This window comes from Sphingomicrobium sediminis, assembly GCF_023805295.1.
GTDB lineage: Bacteria > Pseudomonadota > Alphaproteobacteria > Sphingomonadales > Sphingomonadaceae > Sphingomicrobium > Sphingomicrobium sediminis.
In genome coordinates this window covers 1,284,696-1,303,719 of sequence record NZ_JAMSHT010000001.1, presented here as the reverse complement: position 1 = coordinate 1,303,719, position 19,024 = coordinate 1,284,696, and the positions used below count along the sequence as shown (strand labels likewise).

Genomic DNA, 19,024 nt, shown 5'->3' with positions numbered 1-19,024 from the left:
CCAACACATTGCGCAAGACCCTCCGCCGCTGGCATATCTGGCTCGGTTGGCTGGTCGGGGTGCCGATCCTTCTTTGGACGGCGAGCGGCTTCTTCATGGTGTTGAAGCCGATTGAGGAAGTGCGCGGAAACGACCTGCTTTCCGCTGCCGAACAAATCCGGCTAGCGGCGCCGCCTCGCTTGCCCGACGGCCTTGAAGATGTGCCGTTGGGCACCATCAGTCTCGAACAGCGCGCATCGGGCCCCGTATGGGTCATTCCCTCGCCGGACGGTGTCCGGACCGCAGATCCCGCAAGTGGGGAATGGCGCTCGCCGTGGGGTGCAGCCGACGCGGTCGCCGAGGTCGAGGCGCGCTATGTTGGCGAAAGCAAGATCGCGTCGGTAAGGGCAACAGTTCCCGCCGATCCGCCGACCGACTGGCGCCGCGCGACGCCGGCCTGGCAGGTCGAGATGGACGACGGCACGCGCTTCTATGTCGAGCGGGATAGCGGGCGCATTGCCGCCGTCCGCACTGGCTGGTGGCGCGCCTTCGATTTCATGTGGGGCATCCACATCATGGACCTCCAGACACGCGAGCATATTTCCAACAATTGGGTCCGTATTTTCGCGCTGCTGGCGATGCTCACGACCCTCATGGCGTTGGTCCTGCTGCCCGTGGCGACGTGGCGGCGCAAGCGCCGCTAGACTCCCAGAAGTCTCGCCAACCAACCTTTTGGTGCCGCTTCCACCGGACGCGGCGTCGCGCCTGCACATTCGAGACAGCGGGCCTGCATGCGCGGTCCCTGGAGCAGGCCTTCGACGTCCGCGATCGCCTGCAGCAGGCGCGCTTCCGGATTCCCGGTCAGGCGTTCGAACGGGTCGATCGCTTGGACTTCCTGATGCTGCGCATTGAGGAGGCCGAGAAGGCCGGGGAAGGGTTCGTCGCGCTGGATGTAGTGAAGGCTGGGCTCGCCCTCGATGTCCGCCAGTTCCGCGGCATGGGCGATGGCATCGTCGAGGCTGCCGAACCGGTCGACAAGACCGAGCTGCTGCGCGGTGCCGCCGACATAGACGCGTCCTTCTGCCAGTTCGCGGGCGCGCGCCACATCCATGTTGCGGCTCTCCGCAACGAGCGCGAGGAAGCGGCGATACGTGTCGTCGACCCCGGCCTGCAGCACCGCATCGGCCGCCGGCGAGATGCCGCCAAGGATATCGGGTTCGCCCGACAAGGGCGTGGTCGTCACGCCGTCGGTGCCGATCCCCAACTTGTCCATCGTTCCCTCGAAGCTCGGCAGGATGGCAAACACGCCGATCGACCCGGTGAGCGTGGAAGGTTGCGCGAAAATGGCATCGGCAGGGGTGGCGACCCAATAACCGCCGCTCGCCGCGACATTGCCGAAACTGGCGACCACCGGGATGTCCTTCGCCTTGGCCTTTTCGACGGCGAGGCGGATGCGCTCGCTCGCCAGCACCGAGCCACCGGGGCTGTCGATGCGCAGGACCAGCGCATCGAGCTCGCGGTCTTCGATGGTCTTCTCGATCGCCTTGGCGATGCTCTCGCCTGCGGCCGAGCCGAGCGGGCCTTCGCCGTCGACGATGGTGCCGGCAATGGTGACGATGCCGATATCGCCGCCTTGTTCGCGCGGGTCGATGTCGCCGATATAATTTTCGATCTCGATTCGGTCGAACCCGCCTTCGGCACCTTTATCCTCCCCGCCAAGCTCAGCAAGGCGTGCATGCCATTCGTCGCGGGTCGAGACGGCGTCGACAAGATCCAAGTCGAGCGCCAGCTGCGACAGATCGTCGGCACCAGTGAAGGTGGCTTCGGGCTCGAACAGCACGCTGTCGATATCGGCCGCGGGCCGCGCCGCGCGGACATCGTCCTGCCATTGGTCGAACAGGCCATCGACCAGCGCGCGGGCATTTTCACGCGCCTCATCCGACATGCCCGACCGCGTGTAGGGCTCGGTCGCCGACTTGAACTCGCCGGCGCGATAGATGTTGGCGGTCACCCCGATGCGGTCGAAAAATTCGGCATAATAGAGGTTCGAGCCGCCAGGCCCTGCGAAGGCGACGAGACCCAACGGGTTGAGGTGGATTTCGTCGGCATGCGCGGCCAGCTGGTAGCCATCGCCGGTATAGCCGGTGGCATAGGCGCTCACCGTCTTGCCCGCGGCGCGCACGTCGGCAATCGCATCGCCCAATTCGGTCATCGCCGCCTGGCCGCCGCCGAGGAAACCGTCGAGATCGAGCGCGACCGCTTCGACCCGGTCGTCCGTCTCGGCGCTTTCCAGTGCAGCCAGCAGGTCGCCAAGCTGCCACTGTCCCATGACCGGGGTGCCGGTCAGCGCCGCCAACGGATCGCCAGGCGCGGCTTCCTCGACCACGATCCCGTCAAGGTCGAGCACCAAAACGCCCGAGCCGACCACCGGATCAGGCGTGCCGCGCAGGATTGCGAACAGCATCCCGAAGAAGAGCAGCATGAAGATCAGGACCAGCAGGTCCTTGATGCCGACCAGCAATTTCCAAAGCGAACGGGCGAAACTCATCGAAATTCCTCTCTTGTGCTTAGGAACGAAGATAGGTCCCGTTGGCTGCGATGCCAGCCTTATTCGCTGGACTGTTGCACCACTTCGCGTCTAGCCGCAGCCGGCCATGGCCATTGAAGCACACGAACCCGGAAGCTGGCGTCGCGAATTTCGCGCGACGCTGAAGCTCGCCTGGCCGCTCATCCTCACCAACCTCACCATGGCCTCGGTGCAGGCGATCGATACCTTTTTCATCGGTCGTTACGGGACGAGCGAGTTGGCGGCGGTGGCGCTGGCGCTCAACCTCACCTTCGCCCTCAACCTCATCGCGCTCGGCGTGATCACGGCGGCCAGCCCGATGATGGCGACCGCGCTGGGGCGCGGGAAGGGGCGGGTGAAGGATGTCCGTCGCAGCTTCCGCCAATCGGTCTGGCTGGCCATCACGGTGACCATTCCGCTCTGGGCGATCCTGATGAATGCCGAAACGGTGATCGGCTGGCTCGGGCAGGACCCGGCGCTGGCGGTCAACGCGCAAGTCTTCCTCTGGGGCTATCTCTGGTCGACCTTTCTTTTCCTGCTGTTCAACGCGATGCGCAACTTCCTCGCCGCACTGGAACGGCCGGGCTGGATCCTGCTCATCTCGGCCTCGAGCATCCCGATCAACAGCCTGCTCGATTATGCGCTGATCTTCGGCGAACTGGGCGCGCCCGAATTGGGCGTCTTCGGGGCCGGAATCGCCAGCACGATCACCTGGGCGATCATGGCGGTGGCAATGTTCGCGGTGATCCTGACCGACCGGCAATTCAAGCGCTTCCAACTGTTCGCGCGCTTCTGGCGTCCGGACTGGGAGCGATACCGCAACATGTGGAAGCTGGGCCTGCCCATCGGGCTCGCCATGGGCTTCGAAGGCGGCGTCTTTTCGGCAGCGGCCTATCTCATGGGCCTGGTCGGCGAGCAGGCGCTGGCCGCGCACGCCATTGCGCTCCAGATTGCTGCGCTTTCCTTCATGGTGCCCTGGGGCATTGCGCAGGCCTCGACCGTGCGCGTTGGCCTTATGCACGGACGCGGTGACAAGGATGGCATTGCCCGCGCCGGTTGGACCGCCTGGATGCTGGGTGTCGGCTTCATGAGCTGCATGGCCATTTTCCTTTGGACCTTCCCCGAAGAACTGATCGGCCTGTTCCTTGCCGACACGCCTGAAAATACCGAAGTTATTGCCTTGGGCGCCAGCTTCCTCGTCATCGCTGCCATCTTCCAGATCGTCGATGGCGCGCAGGTCGTCGGCGCGGGTGTGCTGCGCGGGTTGCACGACACCAAGATCCCGATGATCTTCACCTTCGTCGGCTACTGGCTGATCGGCATCGGCGCAGGCGCCTGGCTGGCCTTCGAGGCAGGCTGGGAAGGCGTCGGGATCTGGTCCGGGCTGGCCATCGGGCTCGCCATTGTCGGGGTGCTGATGCTGCAGCGTTGGATGCGCCGCGAGCGGTTGGGCCTCATGTCGGACGAACCGAGCAAAGAATCTTCCCCCGCACCTGTTGACTAGTAGGAACGCGCATCCCAAATGCGCAGCGACTTGGCACTCTCTTGATGGGAGTGCCAGACGTCGCATGAACGAACATCAACTATTGAAAGCAGAGGGAACCATGGGTTTCAAACCGCTTCACGACCGTGTCCTCGTCCGCCGTGTCGAGGCCGATGAAAAAACCGCCGGGGGCATCATCATCCCCGACAGCGCCAAGGAAAAGCCGCAGGAAGGCGAAGTCGTCGCCGTGGGCTCGGGCCTTAAGAGCGAAGACGGCAAGGTCACGCCGCTCGACGTCAGCGCTGGCGACAAGATCCTGTTCGGCAAGTGGTCGGGCACCGAAGTCAAGATCGACGGCGAAGACCTGATCATCATGAAGGAAAGCGACATCCTCGGGATCGTCAGCTGAGCTGAATGAGTGGGGCGACCCACCATTAAATTCGTAAACTTATTCAGCTTCCAACAGAGCAAATTAGAAAGGCAATCACATGGCTGCCAAAGACGTGAAATTCGGGCGCGACGCCCGTGAACGCATCCTCAAAGGCGTCGACATCCTCGCCGACGCCGTCAAAGTGACGCTCGGCCCCAAGGGTCGTAACGTCGTCATCGAAAAGAGCTTCGGTGCCCCGCGCATCACCAAGGACGGCGTCAGCGTCGCCAAGGAAATCGAGCTCAAGGACAAGTTCGAGAATATGGGCGCGCAGATGCTGCGCGAAGTTGCCTCGAAGACCAACGACATTGCCGGTGACGGCACCACCACCGCCACGGTGCTGGCCCAGTCGATCGTCCAGGAAGGCATGAAGTCGGTTGCGGCCGGCATGAACCCGATGGATTTGAAGCGCGGCATCGACATCGCCGTCACCAAGGTCGTTGCAGACCTGCAGGGCCGTTCGAAGCCGGTTTCGGGTTCGGAAGAAGTTGCCCAGGTCGGCATCATCTCGGCCAATGGTGACAAGGAAGTCGGCGAGAAGATCGCCGAAGCCATGGACAAGGTCGGCAAGGAAGGCGTTATCACGGTCGAAGAGGCCAAGGGTCTCGAATTCGAACTCGACGTCGTCGAAGGCATGCAGTTCGACCGCGGCTACCTCTCGCCCTACTTCATCACCGATCCGGAAAAGATGACCGTTGAACTCAACGATCCCTACATCCTGATCCACGAGAAGAAGCTGTCGAACCTCCAGGCGATGCTTCCCATCCTCGAAGCGGCCGTACAGTCGGGCCGTCCGCTCCTGATCATCGCCGAAGACATTGAAGGCGAAGCGCTCGCGACCCTCGTCGTGAACAAGCTGCGCGGCGGCCTCAAGGTCGCGGCCGTCAAGGCGCCGGGCTTCGGTGATCGTCGCAAGGCGATGCTCGAAGACATCGCCATCCTGACGGGCGGCGAGATGATCTCGGAAGATCTCGGCATCAAGCTTGAGAACGTGACGCTCAACATGCTCGGCACCGCCAAGCGCGTCCAGATCGACAAGGACAACACCACCATCGTCGACGGCGCGGGTGCCAAGGATGCGATCGAAGCGCGTACCGGTGCGATCCGCCAGCAGATCGAGAACACCACCAGCGACTATGACCGCGAGAAGCTCCAGGAGCGTCTCGCCAAGCTCGCCGGCGGCGTTGCCGTGATCAAGGTCGGCGGCGCTACCGAAGTCGAGGTGAAGGAACGCAAGGACCGTGTCGACGACGCGCTCCACGCAACCCGCGCTGCGGTCGAAGAAGGCATCGTCCCCGGTGGCGGTACCGCGCTTCTCTACGCCAAGTCGGCGCTTGACGGCATGGAAGGCGAAAATGCCGACCAGACTCGCGGCATCGACATCGTGCGCCGCGCGCTGGAAGCGCCGGTTCGCCAGATCGCTTCGAACGCCGGTTTCGACGGGGCCGTGGTTGCCGGCAAGCTGATCGACGGTAACGACCCGTCGCTCGGCTTCAACGCAGCCAACGACACGTACGAAAACCTGGTTTCGGCCGGTGTTGTCGACCCGACCAAGGTCGTGCGCACCGCGCTACAGGACGCAGCCTCGGTTGCCGGTCTGCTCATCACCACTGAAGCGACGGTGGCCGAGCTGCCGAGCGACGACAAGGGCGGTGCTGGCGGCGGCATGCCCGGTGGCATGGGCGGCATGGGCGGCATGGACTTCTAAGTCCCGAACGCTCAGCAACGCTGAACAAAAAGGGCCGGGGCGCAGCGATGCGCTCCGGCCTTTTTCATCTCGATTGTTCACGGGCTGCGTGCAATTCGACTAAACTGTGTTAAGTCGTCAATCGAGTTGCGTCTTATCTCTGGGGGGAGAAATTGATGACGGATGCGATCAAGCCGCCACGCGAAATGGGCAAGCTCGGGTCGACGCTGATGAGCGTCAACGCGATGGTCGGTGCCGGCATCTTCGCCATGCCCGCCTTGCTCTATGCGGCCATCGGGGCCTTCGCGCCGTGGATGATCATGATCGTTGGCCTGCTGGTCGGCGCGGGCGTGATCGTCATGGCGCGGCTCGCCGCCATGTTCCGCCAGTCGGGCGGGCCGCAGCTTTATGCGGAGGCCGCGTTCGGCAAGCAAGCCGGCTTCCAGGTCGGTTGGATGCTGCTCATCGCCATCATTTCCTCGCGCGCCGCCAATTTCTACGTCCTCACGAGCTACATGGCCGTGTTGTTACCCGCGCTCGAGGATCCCTTGTGGCAGCGCGGTGCGATCCTGTTCCTGCTGGTCGCCATGACCTGGCTCACCATTTCCGGCATGCGCAAGGCGACCGCAGGCCTCGTGGTCGGCTCGATCCTCAAACTCAGCCCGATCCTGCTTCTGTGCGTGGTGGCCTTGGCCAAGGGGGGCATCGCGACCGAGGTCGAGCTACCGACCTTCAGCGAGGCGGAGGCCGTGATACTCCTCATTTTCTATGCCTATTCGGGCACCATCGCGAACAGCTATGCGGCTGGCGAAGTGAAGAACCCGCGCCGCACCATCCCCAAAACCATGCTGCTCTCGCTCGCGATCATTATCATTTTCTACATGGTGGTGCAGTGGGCCTATATTGCCGCCGCGCCGAACCCCGACGAAGACCTCACCCCGCTGACCGCTGCTGCCCGTGCGGTGATGGGCGAGACGGGCGCGCTGCTGCTCACGCTGGCAGCCATCTTCTCGATCGCAACCAACCAGCTCACTTTCTACATTGGCGGCCCGAGGATCATGTACGGGATGGCGCGGCGCGGACTGTTGCCTCACTGGCTGCTCCCGCTGTCGAGCAAGTCGCATACGCCGATGGCGTCGATCCTCTTTTTCTCGGCGCTGGTGGCCTTGGTCTCGCTGACCGGCGGGTTCGAATTCCTTGCCATCGTCAGCTCGGTATTCTCGCAGCTTGTCGGCCTCGCCGCTTATGCCGCTTTCGTGGCGTTTCGCACCCGGGGGCATGAGGGCATCGTCGAGGGGATGACGCTCAACTGGTGGGCCATCATCGTGGTGGCGTCGGCCTTCAATGTCGCCGCCTTGTGGCAGGCGCCGGAGCGGGCGTGGCTGATCGGCGCGGGGATGATGGTATTGGGCTTTGGGCTTAACCTCATCACCCGCAGCCAGCCAGCCGATGCGGCCGAAGTGTTTTTCGATGAACCGCCGCGCGAAGCCTAGTCATCGGCGGATGCCGCGCTAGGCTGGGTCGCGTAACGTAGAGCCGGAGAAAATCGTGTTTCGTTTTCTGGTCCTGATTTCTGCCATGCTCGCGCTGTCGGCGTGCCAGGTCACGCGTGTCGGCACCGTCCATCTCGATTCCCGCTACGCGTTCGAAGATCGCGACCGGCCGCCCAGCGACATCCTGATCGTCATCGACGGCACCGCGAACAACAGCGTCTCGCGGACCAATGCGGTGCGCATGTACGAGATTGCCGAGACGCTGGGCAGCGTGTCCGACCGGCCGCTGGTCACCTATTACGCCGAGGGCGTCGGCGCGGGCAAAGGCGAGTTTCGCGGGGCCTTGCTGGGCAAGGGGACGGGCGAGGATGTGCGCGAGGCTTATCGTTTCCTGACGCGCGTCTATCGGCCCGGCGATCGCATCATCCTTGCCGGCTTTTCGCGCGGCGCCTACGCGCAGCGTCTGCTCACAGGCATGATCGCGGTCGCGGGCATCCCGGACATGAGCGGGGAGCATTGGGATCGCAGCGCGCGGCGCAGCAAGGTGCATGACATCTGGGACGCCTATCGGTCCCCGAACGATGCGGGTCTGGACGCGCTCGCGGATTATGACCGGCGCGAGAAAAAGCTCATCCGTGATGGCGTGCTCGCGGACATTGCGGAGCGCAACGGAGCAGCCGGTATGAAAGACCATGATTGGTCCGCACGACGCGACGCCAGCCGCAATGTCGATACACTCGCCTTGTTCGACGTGGTTGCAGAGCTCGGCGGGCGAGACGGCAATCCCGATCCTTTCTTCAGCGATCCCTATTATTGGGTCCAACCGTGCGGGGCAGGGCATCTTTTCCACGCCATGGCGCTGGACGACAACCGGTCCAAGGCCTTCACGCTGGTCATGGCCGAGCAACCGCAGATGCCCGCAACCTGTCCGAAGGGGCTCGATCGAACCGAGATCGAGGAAGTCTGGTTTTCAGGTGCGCATGCCGATGTCGGCGGCAATTATGTCGATGGCGACGATTTGATCGTCGGCCTCATTCCTGGCGTGTCGCTCAACTGGATGCTCGACCGCTTGGCCGCCGAACGCGATCTCTTTGCCTTGGCGCCGCGCGTGAAGGAGGATCGCTACGGCCCGCTCCATGACGCGCAGAAATATACGTGGGCCTATTTCGACGTGGATCGGGTCTATCGCGATCCGATCGACTATGCGCGGCGGTTGGGGGGCAAGCCGAAGATCCATTATTCGGTGGTCCAGCGGCTGGAGCGCGCCTCCGATATGCAGGCGCGCTATGACGATCATTGCGGAGAGGACGCGATCAAGACGCCGCGGCTCCTTTGCCACGAACTCTTGCGCAATCGCGGCTTCCGGCAGGAATTGCGTCGGGAGGGGTGCGTGGAGGGTATCGACCGTGAGGCCGAACTGACGGGCGATGTGCGCGATTGGCACCTCAAAGCCGATCAGACCTGTATCGAAGTGGTTGGTTGGTAGCGTCTAGATCGCTGCCGCAGCCTCGACAGATTCCAGGTCCGGCGGCGCGAGGTCGCGGGCCTCGTCAAGTCGCAGCTCGATCGAATCCAGGCGATCATTGGCGACTTCGTCCGGTTGCTCGGCGACAGGCGGATCGGCGCGACCGCAGGCCGTAAGAAGCGTCAGCGCGACAAGGGGAAACGCGAACCGCATGCCCGCATCATAGCGCAAAAAAGAAGGGCCGCCCACACATGGTGGACGACCCTTCAAAGTCTGCTCGAAAAAGCAGAGGAGTGCGAGAATTACTCGGCAGCTTCCTCAGCAGCTTCTTCTTCGACTTCGCCGGCAGCTTCAGCGACTTCGCCCATGGCTTCGTCACCAGCAGCGTCGAGTTCGTCGCCAGCAGCTTCAACAGCTTCTTCAGCTTCGGCAGCGCCTTCTTCGACGGCAGCTTCAGCGTTGGCGGCATCTTCTTCCACGCCTTCGGCAGTGTTTTCGCAAGCGGTCAGGGCGAAGGCCAGAACCGCAGCAGTCAGAGCAACTTTCTTCATGTTCAAATATTCCTTGCTTTGCGTGCCCGCTCACCGCGCGCACAAGGCACGACCTGCCCTAATCGCTTAAGGCAGGCCTGTGGTGAGACTTACAAAGGTCTGGCCCGTCACGCAATCGTCAAATTTTCACGAGGCAATATCGTTCTCGCTTGACGGTCATAAAGGTTTCTTTATGCCTTTATGCGATGGTTGCACCTATGGAACTGACAAATTTCTTCCACGCGCTCGGGGACGAGAGCAGATTGCGCATTCTGATGGTCATTCGCTCGATGGAATTGACCGTCGGCGAGATCGCGCAGGCGCTCGGTCAATCACAGCCGAGAATTTCGCGTCACGTCCGCATATTGGCCGAAGCCGGCATCGCGCGGCGACGCAAGGAAGGCAGCTGGACCTTCGTAGAGCCTGCATTGCCCGTCGATTCGCCGCTGTTCGAGATCATCGATTCGCGGATGGAGGGCGCGATTGCCGAGGCCTGCGACGGCGATGCGCAGCGTTTGGATGCAATCCGGATCGAGCGGGCGGAGACCGCGTCGCAATGGTTCGCCTCGCGCGCCGAGCGCTGGGATGAGTTGCGCAGCCTGCATATCGAGGAAGAACAAGTCGAGGCCGCGACGGCGAAAGCATTGGAAGGCCGTCCGCTCGGGAGACTGGTCGATGTGGGGACCGGGACCGGCCGCATGCTCGAACTCTTTGCACCGGGCGCGAGCGAAGCGATCGGGATCGACCGATCGCCGGACATGCTCCGCCTCGCGCGCGTGCGGTTGGAAGCTGCGGGCGACATCGCTGCGAGCTTGCGGCAGGGCGACATGTTTGCGCTTCCGCTGGCCGATGGCGCTGCCGATACGGTGATCTTGCACCAGGTGTTGCACTTTGCGCACCAGCCGCGTGCCGCGATCGACGAAGCCGCGCGCATCCTGGCACCAGGGGGGCGTTTGGTCCTGGTCGACTTTGCCGCGCATGACCGCGAGGATTTGCGCCGCCAGCATGGGCATCAGCGGCTCGGTTTTACCGACGCTGCAATCGCCGACATGGTGAAGCTGGCAGGATTGAAGCCGGCGCGGCCGGTAAGGCTCGATGGCGGCGAGCTGACGGTCACGATCTGGGCCGCCGACCGGCCCGGCAAGGCACGAAAGGTAGCGGCATGAGCGAAATCCAGCCCCACGCCCCCGCGCCGCTCTTTGCCGGTCCCAAGGGCGATATCGACGTCAGTTTCGAATTCTTTCCGCCCAAGACCGAGAAGATGAGCGAAAAGCTCTGGTCCTCTATCGAGCGGCTCGAACCGCTCGGCCCGCGATTCGTCTCGGTGACCTATGGAGCTGGCGGTTCCACGCGCGAACGCACGCACGAGACGGTGAAGCGCATCGTCGAGGAAACCTCGCTGACGCCTGCCGCGCATCTCACCTGCGTCGATGCGACGCGCGAGGAAGTGCAGGAAGTGGCGCGCGAGTATTGGGACGCTGGCGTGCGGCACATCGTCGCGCTGCGGGGCGATCCGCCGGGCGAGGGGCAATGTTTCGCGCCGCATCCGGGTGGCTATGCCAATGCCGCCGAATTGGTGGCGGGGCTGAAGGAAGTAGCCGACTTCGATATTTCGGTCGCGGCCTATCCGGAATGCCATCCCGAGGCGTTGTCCTTCGAAGCCGATCTCGATCACCTGCTGCGCAAGATCGATGCGGGCGCGAGCCGGGCGATCAGCCAATTCTTCTTCGATCCCGAGCCCTTCTTCCGCCTGCGCGATGCGCTGGCAGCGCGGGGACGCGAAATCGAATTGGTGCCGGGCATCCTGCCGGTCAGCAATGTTGCGCAGACGCGCAAGTTTGCCGGCATGTGCGGGGCGGAAATTCCCGAGTGGATGGCCGAGCGGTTCGAGGGGCTGGATGACACACCGCAGGCGCGCGAGCTCGTCGCCGCGACCATCGCCGCCGAATTGTGCGGGCAGCTTTACGCCGGCGGGGTACGGCATTTCCATTTCTACACGCTCAATCGCGCGAACCTGTCCTACGCGATTTGCCGCCTGCTGGGGGTGAAGCCGCAATGAGCAAGGCCGATCAGCTGCGCGCGCTCGCTGCCGAGCGGGTTCTCGTTAAAGACGGAGCTTATGGCACCGCCATCCAGAAATTGGGGCTCGGCGAGGCGCAGTTTCGCGGTAATGTCGCGCTGGAGCGCGAGCAGCGCGGGAATAACGACCTACTCAATCTTACGCATCCGCAGGCGGTGGAGGAGATCTGCTCGGCCTTTGCAGAAGCGGGCGCCGACGTGCTCGCCACCAACACGTTCAATGCCAATGCGATCAGCCAGGCCGATTATGACGCGGAGCACCTAGTCGAAGACATCAACGTCGCGGCGGCGCGGATCGTGCGGGGTGTTGCGGACAAGTATTCGACCGAAGACAAGCAGCGCTTCGTGGCGGGCGCGGTGGGGCCGACTAACAAGACGCTGTCGCTCTCGCCGGACGTTGCGGACCCCGGCTTTCGCGAGGTCAGCTTCGACGATGTGGTCGAGGTCTACGAGGGACAAGTGCGCGCTTTGGCCGAGGGCGGAGTGGACTTCATCCTGATCGAGACGGTGTTCGATACCCTGAATGCCAAAGCCGGCGTGATGGCAGTGCGCAATGTCGAGCGCGAATTGGGACGCGAACTGCCGATCATGATGTCGATGACGCTCACCGACCTGTCGGGGCGCAACCTGTCGGGCCATACGGTCGAGGCCTTCTGGGCGAGCATTCGCCATGCGCGGCCGCTGACCATCGGCCTCAACTGCAGCTTCGGCGCGGAGGCGCTCCGGCCGGCTTTGAAGGCCCTCCATGCGCGCGCCGAGACATTGGTCATGGCCTACCCCAATGCGGGGCTGCCCAACGATTTGGGCGAATATGACGAGGGACCGGAGGAAACGGCGCGGCAGGTCGAGGAATGGCTGGCCGAGGGGCTGGTCGACATTGTCGGCGGCTGTTGCGGGACGACGCCTGCGCATATCAAGGCGATTGCCGATACGGTCGAGGGGGCCGCACCGCGCAAGGCGGCTGCAGTGGAGACCGATATGGTCTTGGCCGGGCTCGAACCGCTCGAGGTGCGCGCGTGAACGATATTGCCAGTCGCTTCGTCATGATCGGCGAGCGGACCAACGTCACCGGCTCCGCGCGCTTCAAGAAGCTCATTCTCAACGACGATTACGAGACCGCAGTCGAGGTCGCGCGCCAACAGGTCGAGAATGGCGCGCAGATCATCGACGTGAATATGGACGAGGCGCTCTTGGACGGTGTCGCCGCGATGGAGACCTTCCTCAAGCGCATCGCCGCCGAGCCCGACATTGCCCGTGTGCCGGTCATGGTCGATTCGTCCAAATGGGAGGTGATCGAGGCGGGGCTGAAATGCGTGCCGGGCAAACCGATCGTCAATTCGATCAGCCTCAAGGAAGGCGAGGACGAATTCCTCCGGCTCGCGCGAAAGATCCGCGATTATGGCGCGGCGACGGTGGTCATGGCCTTCGACGAGACGGGGCAGGCCGACACCAAGGCGCGCAAGGTCGAGATTTGCAAGCGGGCTTACGATTTGCTGGTCGCAGATGGCTTCCCGCCGCAGGACATCATCTTCGACCCCAACATCTTCGCAGTGGCGACCGGGATCGACGAGCATCGGCGTTACGGCCTCGATTTTATCGAGGCGGCGAAGGAAATCCGCGAGCAATGCCCGCACGCGCATATTTCGGGCGGGCTGTCCAACCTAAGCTTCTCCTTCCGCGGCAACGAGACGGTGCGCCGCGCGCTGCACAGCGTCTTTCTCTACCATGCGATCCCTGCCGGCCTCGGCATGGCGATCGTCAATGCGGGGCAATTGGACGTTTATGACGAAATCGATCCCGAATTGCGCGAGGCGTGCGAGGACGTGCTGTTCGACAAGGATGAGGGCGCGACCGACCGACTGATCGAGCTGGCGCAGCGCTACCAAGGGCAGGGCGCCAAGGCGTCGGAGAAGGACGAGACCTGGCGCGAGCAGCCGGTGGCCGAAAGGCTCGCCCATGCGCTGATCAAGGGGCTCGACGCGCACATCATCGAGGATGTCGAGGAAGCCCGCGTGGGATCGGAGCGTGCGCTGCACGTCATCGAAGGCCCGCTTATGGATGGCATGAACCGCGTCGGCGACCTGTTCGGGTCGGGCAAGATGTTTCTGCCGCAGGTGGTGAAGTCGGCGCGGGTCATGAAAAAGGCCGTCGCGCAGCTGCTCCCCTACATCGAGGCCGAAAATGCGGGCGAGGCGAACAGCGCCAAGGGCCGAATCCTCATGGCGACCGTAAAGGGCGACGTGCACGACATCGGCAAGAATATCGTCGGCGTCGTGCTGCAATGTAACGGCTACGAAGTGGTCGACCTCGGCGTCATGGTCGGCTGGCCCGACATTCTCGATGCGGCGCGGGCGAACAAGGTCGACATGATCGGCCTGTCGGGCCTCATCACGCCCAGCCTCGACGAAATGGTGCATAATGCGAGCGAGATGGAGCGCGAGAAGCTTAAACTGCCGCTGCTGATCGGCGGCGCAACAACAAGCCGTGTTCATACCGCCTTGAAGATTGCGCCGGCCTATTCGGGACCGGTCATCCACGTCACCGATGCGAGCCGCGCCGTGGGCGTAGCATCCAAGCTGATGGGCGAGGAGAAAGCCGCCTATGTCGGCGAGATCGCCGATGATTATGCCAAGGTGCGTGCCGCTCGCGCCGGCAAGGGCAAGGGGGGCATCGCAACGCTTGAGGAAGCGCGCGCCAATGCCGCGCCCTTCGATCCGGCGGGTATCGCGCCGGCACCGGCCAAGCCGGGGCGGCATGTCTGGGACGACTGGGACCTTGCCGACCTGCGCGCGACATTCGACTGGACCCCGTTCTTCCGCAGCTGGCAGCTTGCGGGCACCTTCCCGGCCATCCTCGAGGATGACATCGTCGGGGATGCGGCAAGTGCGCTTTATGCCGACGCGCAGGCGATGCTCGACAAGATCGTCGAGGAAAAATGGCTTCAGCCGCGCGCCGTGGCGCAAATCTGGCCGGCGCATCGCGATGGCGATGACATCATCGTCGATGAGGTCCGCGTGCCGATGCTGCGCCAGCAGGTGAAGAAGCGCGAGGGGCGGCCCAATTTCTGCCTTTCCGACTTCATCGCCGAGGCAGGCGACCATGTCGGTGGCTTCGCCGTCGCGATCCACGGCGCGGACGAGCGCGCCAAGGCCTATGAGGCTGCGGGCGACGATTATAACGCGATCCTGCTAAAGGCGCTGGCCGACCGCTTTGCCGAAGCTTTTGCCGAGCGGCTGCACCAGCATGTCCGGACTGACGTGTGGGGCTATGCGCCCGACGAGAAGCTCAGCAACGAGCAGCTCATCGCCGAAGGCTATCGCGGCATTCGTCCGGCGCCCGGCTATCCGGCCTGCCCCGACCATGGATTGAAGCCGATCCTGTTCGACCTGCTGGGCCGCGATCCTGCTGGGATTTCGCTGACCGAGAACAACGCCATGTGGCCGGCAAGCGCGGTGTCGGGCTTCTATTTCGGGCATGAAGATGCCGCTTATTTCGGCGTTGCGCGGGTGGGGCCGGACCAGCTTGCGGACTATGCGCAGCGTATGGGCCTTGACCACGCTACGGCCAAAAAGCGGTTGTCGCCCAATCTCGACGAGGCGGCGGCGGCAAGCTAGGGCGGTAGCGATGCTCCAGCGCCTGCTTCTTCTGATCGCGATTCTGTTTGCCGCCGCGCTGCCGGCGCGGGCGCAGCAGACAAACCTCTTACCCAGCCTGGTGGCCGAGACGCCCGCCGACCCCGATGGCGGGACGGTGACGCTGGCGATCCGCTTCGAAGGCAAGCCCGGCTGGTACGGATATTGGAAGAATCCCGGCGATGCGGGGCTGCCGCTTAATGTCCAGTGGGACCTGCCCGACGGGGTCGAAGTGGGCGAAATGCGTTTCCCGACGCCGATGCGCTACGAGGCGGCGGGACTGATGAGCTATATCTACCGCGACACGCATGCTGTGCTCGTCGAGGTCGAGACTCCCGCGACGGGGGCGACGGTGCTGCCCATCGGTGCCGAAATGCGCTGGCTGGCCTGTACCGACCGGCTGTGCGTGCCCGAACGCGGCGAGGTGAAGCTGCTGCTGCCGGTAGGCGAGGGGGCCGAGCGGGCCGACGAATTCGACCAGTATCGTCGCGATTTGCCGCGCCCGCTCGAAAGCGAGGCGCGCTGGGATGTCTCCGGCAGCACGCTTTCGGTGGCGCTCCCCATCCCGGAAAGCGTTGGCGTGGGCAGCCCCGACCTCATCCTCGAACGGGCTGAGGACGGGCAGACCCATCTGATCGATTATGGCGAACCGCAGCGTTTCCGCCGCAGCGGCGAATGGCTCATCGCGGACCTCGCCCTGCGCGATGGCGCGGAGCCGGACCGGGTAGCCGGTCTCATCAAGCTCGGCACTGGTCAGGGCCTAGAGTTCGTGGCGCGTGCGGGTGACGTACCGAGCGGCGGCGAGATCGTCGCCGACAAGGGCTCAGGCGCCATCCTCTATGCAATCCTCGGGGCGCTACTGGGCGGCCTCATCCTCAACCTCATGCCGTGCGTTTTTCCCGTGCTCGCGATGAAGGCGCTGCATCTTGCCAAGGCCGGATCGAGCGAGGCCTATGCGCGGCGCGATGCGCTCGGATATGCGGCAGGCGCTGTCGTCGGCACGGCGGCGCTGGGTCTCGTCCTGCTCGGCATTCGTGCGGGAGGCGACGCGGTCGGCTGGGCATTCCAGCTCCAGGACCCGCGCACCATCTTCATCCTCTTGCTGCTGGCCTGGGCGATCACCTTGAACCTGCTCGGCCTGTTCGAATTGCCCGTGCTGGCAGGCGGGTTTGAAGCCAAGGGCAGTTTCGCGACCGGCGCGCTTGCCGCTTTCGTGGCGACGCCTTGCGCCGGACCGTTTCTCGGGACCGCGCTCGGGACCGCATTGATCCTGCCGCCATTGGCTGCTGTCGCCGTCTTTGCCTCGCTCGGGCTGGGGCTTGCCCTGCCGTTTCTCGCCATCGGCTTCATTCCGGCGCTGCGCAACCGCATGCCCAAGCCGGGCAAGTGGATGGAGACATTGAAGCGTTGGCTGGCGCTGCCGATGGGCCTGACCGTCATCGCCTGCCTGTGGCTGCTGTGGCGGTTGGCCGGGCCGATTGGTGTCACTAGCGGCGTTCTCGGCCTTGGGCTTGCGGCGGCTGCGCTGGCATTATTCGGGCGGCGCGTCGGCATGATGCGGACCGCCTTCGCGCTGGTGCTCGGCATCGGCGTGCTGGGTGCAATCTTTCTGCCCAATGAGCCGATCAAGCGCGAGGTGAGCGTGCCGGGCGCGATTGCCTGGACGCCGCAGGCGGTCGACGCGGCGGCCTCGGCAGGGCGCCCGGTCTTCGTCTATTTCACCGCGGACTGGTGCCTGTCCTGCAAGGCCAACGAGCGCGTCGCGATATCGCGCGACAGCGTCACGCAGGCCTTCGACGAGGCGGATGTCGCGGTGTTCGTGGCCGACTGGACCGACGGCGATGCGCAGATCACGCGTTTCCTTGAAGGGCGCGGGCGTGCGGGTGTGCCGCTCTATCTCTGGTACGCGCCGGGTTCGAACGAGCCGGAAGAGTTGCCGCAGCTCCTCACCCCCGGCATGCTGACCCAGAGGGTCGAAGCGGCTCAGTCCGCAGCGCGATAGACGCGCTTGCCGCCGATCCAGGTTTCCAGAACGTCGGTTTCCGCCAGCATGGTCGGGCTGACCGCCGTCGGATCGCGGTCGATCACGATGAAGTCGGCATAAAGGCCGGGTTCGAGGCGACCAAACTGGTCTTCGGCGAAACCGGCATAGGCCGCACCGATGGTGAAAGCGGCGAGCGCCGTGCCGAGATCCACCTTTTCCTCCGCGATCCAGCCGCCCTGCGGATTGCCATTGGCATCCTCGCGGCTGATCGCGACCTTGAGGCCGACGAATGGATTGGGATGTTCGACCGGGAAGTCCGACCCGAAGGCCAGCAGCGCGCCCGACTGGTCGATGCTGTTCCAGGCATAAGCCGCGCCCAGACGTTCCTCGCCAAGGCGCTTTTCGGCCATCTGCCAGTCGCTGGTCTGGTGGACCGGCTGCATCGACGCGATGATGCCGGCCTCGGCGATACGCGGCAGGTCGGCGGGATCGAGGATCTGGACATGCTCGATGCGCCAGCGGCGCTCGCCCTCATAGGCGTCGCCAAGCTCCTCGAAGGTCGCGATGACCTGCTCGTTGGCGAGATCGCCGATGGCGTGGATGGCGACCTGGAAATTGTCGATCGCGGCGCGGCTGGCGCGGTTCTTGATCGCCAGTTCGTCAGTGACCGGCAGGCCGACCGTGTCGGGCGCGTCTTCGTAGGGCTGCTTGAGCAACGCGCCGCGCGAGCCCAGCGCACCGTCCGAATAGAGCTTGATGCCGCCCATGCGAAGCTTGCCGTCGTAGAGCCACGGCGTCGGGCCCGTGCCCGCCACATTGGTGAGCGTCTCGATCGAATTGGCGTAGCTCATGATACGCAGCTGGAGCCGGCCCGCATCGCCGGCGCGGCGCATCGTGTGCCAATCCTCGTTCGAGGTCCCCATGTCGGCCACGGCGGTGATGCCTTCGGACAGGAGGAAACGCTGTGCCTCGCCCAGGGCCTTGTCGAGCAATAGCGGCTGGGTGCGCGGGATGACGCGGGTGACGTAGCCTTCGGCGGTGTCGATGAAGACACCGGTCGGATTGCCCGCGGCATCGCGAATCAAGCTGCCTCCGTCGGGGTCCTCGGTGGCGGCGGTCACGCCTGCCAATTCCATCGCCAGTGTGTTGCCGACCGCAGCATGGCCGTCGACGCGGCCGAGCCAGACGGGACGGTCGCTCACCACCGCGTCGATATCGGCGGCGGTGGGCAGGCGCCCTTCGGCGAACATTTCCTGGTTCCAGCCGCGGCCCTGAATCCAGCGCAGGCCCGGATTGGCGTCGGCATAGGCCTTCACGCGCTGCTGCAGCTCGGCGATCGAGCTGGTGCCGGTGAGGTCGAGCTGGAGCGCGGCGAGGCCGAGGCCCATGACATGGCCATGCGCGTCGATGAGGCCGGGCATCACGACGGCACCCTGCATGTCGATGGCATAATCGGTGCGGGGATGGGCCTCGCCAGCCTGCAGGATTGCCACGATCCGCCCGTCATCGCTGATCACGAATGCGGTGAAGCGTTCGATCTTGCCGTCTTTGCTGGCCTGGATGCCGTTCACATTATGCACGAGCGTGTCGGCGAAGGCGGTGGCGGGAAGGGCGGTGGCGCTGAGCAGGGCAGCGATGAGGCGGATCTTGATCATGCGCTCACGCATAGCATTGTTTGCGGCGGCGGGAAGGGCTA

15 protein-coding genes are annotated in these 19,024 nt (G+C 64.2%); 11 read left to right on the top strand and 4 right to left on the bottom strand.

Translation table 11 applies throughout. The features are described from left to right. Positions 1-8: 8 nt before the first annotated feature. Complete coding sequence (locus NDO55_RS06805) at positions 9-683, top strand: PepSY domain-containing protein (protein ID WP_252113657.1); 675 nt, start codon at positions 9-11, stop codon at positions 681-683. Here NDO55_RS06805 and sppA read toward each other — a convergent pair. After that, on the bottom strand, positions 680-2,527 hold the full coding sequence (gene sppA / locus NDO55_RS06800) for a signal peptide peptidase SppA (protein WP_252113655.1): 1,848 nt from the start codon (positions 2,525-2,527) through the stop codon (positions 680-682). The genes NDO55_RS06805 and sppA overlap by 4 nt on opposite strands. 106 nt (positions 2,528-2,633) lie before the next feature. Between sppA and NDO55_RS06795 the strand changes: the two genes are divergently transcribed. From NDO55_RS06795 to NDO55_RS06775, 5 genes are all read left to right on the top strand, one after another. Further along, positions 2,634-4,049: an MATE family efflux transporter gene (locus NDO55_RS06795; RefSeq protein WP_252113653.1), complete on the top strand. Its 1,416-nt coding sequence runs from the start codon at positions 2,634-2,636 to the stop codon at positions 4,047-4,049. A 100-nt stretch (positions 4,050-4,149) separates the two neighbouring features. Next, on the top strand, positions 4,150-4,437 hold the full coding sequence (gene groES, locus NDO55_RS06790) for a co-chaperone GroES (protein WP_252113651.1): 288 nt from the start codon (positions 4,150-4,152) through the stop codon (positions 4,435-4,437). 79 nt (positions 4,438-4,516) lie between these two features. Continuing rightward, entirely contained in the window at positions 4,517-6,166 is a 1,650-nt protein-coding gene (groL, locus tag NDO55_RS06785; protein ID WP_252113649.1) for a chaperonin GroEL, read from the top strand. A 155-nt stretch (positions 6,167-6,321) separates the two neighbouring features. Beyond that, on the top strand, positions 6,322-7,638 hold the full coding sequence (locus NDO55_RS06780) for an APC family permease (RefSeq protein ID WP_252113647.1): 1,317 nt from the start codon (positions 6,322-6,324) through the stop codon (positions 7,636-7,638). 55 nt (positions 7,639-7,693) lie between these two features. Then, a complete protein-coding gene (locus tag NDO55_RS06775; protein WP_252113645.1) occupies positions 7,694-9,124 on the top strand; it encodes a T6SS phospholipase effector Tle1-like catalytic domain-containing protein in 1,431 nt (476 codons plus the stop codon). Positions 9,125-9,127: 3 nt separating this feature from the next. On the opposite strand, the gene NDO55_RS06770 is transcribed toward NDO55_RS06775, so the two are convergent. Together NDO55_RS06770 and NDO55_RS06765 are read right to left on the bottom strand one after the other, a co-directional pair. Continuing rightward, entirely contained in the window at positions 9,128-9,316 is a 189-nt protein-coding gene (locus NDO55_RS06770) for a hypothetical protein (protein ID WP_252113643.1), read from the bottom strand. Between the two features lie 89 nt (positions 9,317-9,405). Continuing rightward, positions 9,406-9,654, bottom strand: a complete 249-nt coding sequence (locus NDO55_RS06765) for a hypothetical protein (RefSeq protein WP_252113641.1) — start codon at positions 9,652-9,654, stop codon at positions 9,406-9,408. A gap of 185 nt (positions 9,655-9,839) precedes the next feature. Here NDO55_RS06765 and NDO55_RS06760 point away from each other — a divergent pair, with 185 nt between their 5' ends. The 5 genes from NDO55_RS06760 to NDO55_RS06740 are packed head-to-tail and all read left to right on the top strand — an operon-like array spanning position 9,840 to position 17,346. Next, positions 9,840-10,799, top strand: coding sequence for an ArsR/SmtB family transcription factor (locus tag NDO55_RS06760; protein WP_252113639.1), 960 nt, complete (start codon positions 9,840-9,842; stop codon positions 10,797-10,799). Beyond that, positions 10,796-11,692: a methylenetetrahydrofolate reductase [NAD(P)H] gene (metF, locus tag NDO55_RS06755; protein WP_252113637.1), complete on the top strand. Its 897-nt coding sequence runs from the start codon at positions 10,796-10,798 to the stop codon at positions 11,690-11,692. Before NDO55_RS06760 ends, metF begins: the two co-directional genes overlap by 4 nt. Beyond that, the gene (locus NDO55_RS06750) at positions 11,689-12,732 is read left to right on the top strand and encodes a homocysteine S-methyltransferase family protein (protein ID WP_252113635.1); all 1,044 of its coding nucleotides are present in this window, start codon (positions 11,689-11,691) and stop codon (positions 12,730-12,732) included. The genes metF and NDO55_RS06750 overlap by 4 nt, the downstream gene beginning before the upstream one ends. A 23-nt stretch (positions 12,733-12,755) precedes the next feature. Further along, positions 12,756-15,326: a methionine synthase gene (metH, locus tag NDO55_RS06745; RefSeq protein ID WP_252115564.1), complete on the top strand. Its 2,571-nt coding sequence runs from the start codon at positions 12,756-12,758 to the stop codon at positions 15,324-15,326. Positions 15,327-15,336: 10 nt separating this feature from the next. Continuing rightward, a complete protein-coding gene (locus NDO55_RS06740; RefSeq protein WP_252113633.1) occupies positions 15,337-17,346 on the top strand; it encodes a protein-disulfide reductase DsbD family protein in 2,010 nt (669 codons plus the stop codon). Here NDO55_RS06740 and NDO55_RS06735 read toward each other — a convergent pair. Beyond that, complete coding sequence (locus tag NDO55_RS06735) at positions 17,328-18,995, bottom strand: amidohydrolase (protein WP_252113631.1); 1,668 nt, start codon at positions 18,993-18,995, stop codon at positions 17,328-17,330. The two genes, NDO55_RS06740 and NDO55_RS06735, sit on opposite strands and share 19 nt — an antisense overlap. Positions 18,996-19,024 lie beyond the last annotated feature (29 nt).